Raw genomic sequence first — 1658 nt, forward strand, 5'->3', positions numbered from 1 at the left:
CTCGCAGTCTAAATGTAACTCTGGTTGTGTTGAGCGCTTTAAATATGGCGGCGCAATTATGCTGATTTAAATCGAGCCGTATACCCTGCCCACTTGATAAATCAGTCACTAAAAAATTAAGATGGGTGTCATTGTTATTCCATTTCTAAAGTACGCGGATTTCAAGGTGGCTGTCTTCTTAATTTTCCATCAGGAAAAATAACAACGCCACTACTAACAGAAGCTGCAAACTAAACCTAAAGCAATTAAATGCATCACTTTAGGTTCAATTTTTTAAATTTTTAAAGAGCGATTTAGCTTTTAATTACCACACTTCCTGACGGTTAACTTGGCAATCTGCTGGGTCTAAATAGGGTTTTAACTCCTCAGGAAATCCGTGTTTTTCTGTTATATCTTTATCTATTTTGAAGTAGTGCTCTATTGATTGATATAAGTGTGTACCAAGCGGGATTGAGGTATCCATAAAGGTCATTGCTGTGGCATATTGCAGTGAATCCCATTCACGGTTAAAACCACCTACGTAAAATGTTGGCTTGGTGAGGCGATAATGTTTAGGGTACTTTAACGGCACCATGAGAGACACAAACACGCGTGAACCACCACGGGCTGAACCTACATTTCGCTCATTTGCACCAAAACAAACAATGTCTTCGTAAGGTAAATAAAACGGTTTTCTAAACAAAGTATGAGGGGTTTTTACAAGCCCTGTATGGCGGTTAAAATAAAACTTATCTCGGTGCGATAATATGGCACGGTGTTTTAACGTAAACACTCCTAAACAAAAAAGAGTTATATAGATTGAGGCCATCACCCAGAAATATTCAAACCCATTCACAATTAACGCAATGATATGAAAAAAGAAAACGATTAAAGCGAGGCTAGTACAACCAAAGCCCAGAATAGTAAATAGATTTGACCACCCGCCAAACCATGAAATAGCAAGTTGTTGCCCATCTCCGCGAACCCAGTGCCCCTCAAGCGTTGAGCCACTATTAGGCGACTTAAGCTCTGCTGCATATTCATCAGTAAAACGCTTACTTTTAAACGTACGGGTTTTAAACCCGCAGCCATTGAGTGCTTCGGCTTTTTTTAATCGCGCCTCATAACTGTCTTTATGCAAATAATCTCTTGGCAGCCTTTCTCTGTACTTAGTGGAGTTAGCCCGATAAATCGAGTCATTTCTTTGCTTAGTTCTCTCTGCTTTTTCTATTTCTGGATCTTTTTCTTCTTTACTTTTTCGATCTCTTCTTTCAGCATAGCTTTCATCAAGTGCTAATCGTTGAATGTTTTTATCTTTTGCATTAAGTGGTTTTTTTCTCGGGTTAAGTTGTTTCCATTCTTCTAGCTTCCTAATTCTTTCTGGCCTTTTTTCTTCATCCTCAGCAACAAACTTTGCTACGTGCTCATAATAGCGCCTATCGACTTCTTCTGGGTTTGCACGCATCCAGTCTTCGCGCTCTTGATCTTCGCGCTTTCTTTCTTCTAACATTTCTTTTTTTATTTTTTCATGATCTAATTGATTTTCGCTCATTATTACTCCTTTATTTGCTGTACTTCTTGTAAATTTTTTATAACTTAGCTTTTTATAACTTAACAATGGCTTGGCTGATTACTTGGCCAACGAAATTAAGATGACACCCATCTTAACTATTCAGAGT

General features: G+C 38.2%; 1 protein-coding gene. It reads right to left on the minus strand.

Going from position 1 to position 1658, the window contains the following annotated elements; translation table 11 throughout:
* Positions 1-304 precede the first annotated feature (304 nt).
* Positions 305-1531 (minus strand): hypothetical protein, encoded by a 1227-nt coding sequence (locus H5154_RS22610; RefSeq protein WP_259398597.1) that lies wholly within the window; start codon positions 1529-1531, stop codon positions 305-307.
* Positions 1532-1658: the final 127 nt, after the last annotated feature.

The organism is Pseudoalteromonas sp. SR44-5, from assembly GCF_014163675.1.
GTDB classification, from domain to species: domain Bacteria; phylum Pseudomonadota; class Gammaproteobacteria; order Enterobacterales; family Alteromonadaceae; genus Pseudoalteromonas; species Pseudoalteromonas rhizosphaerae.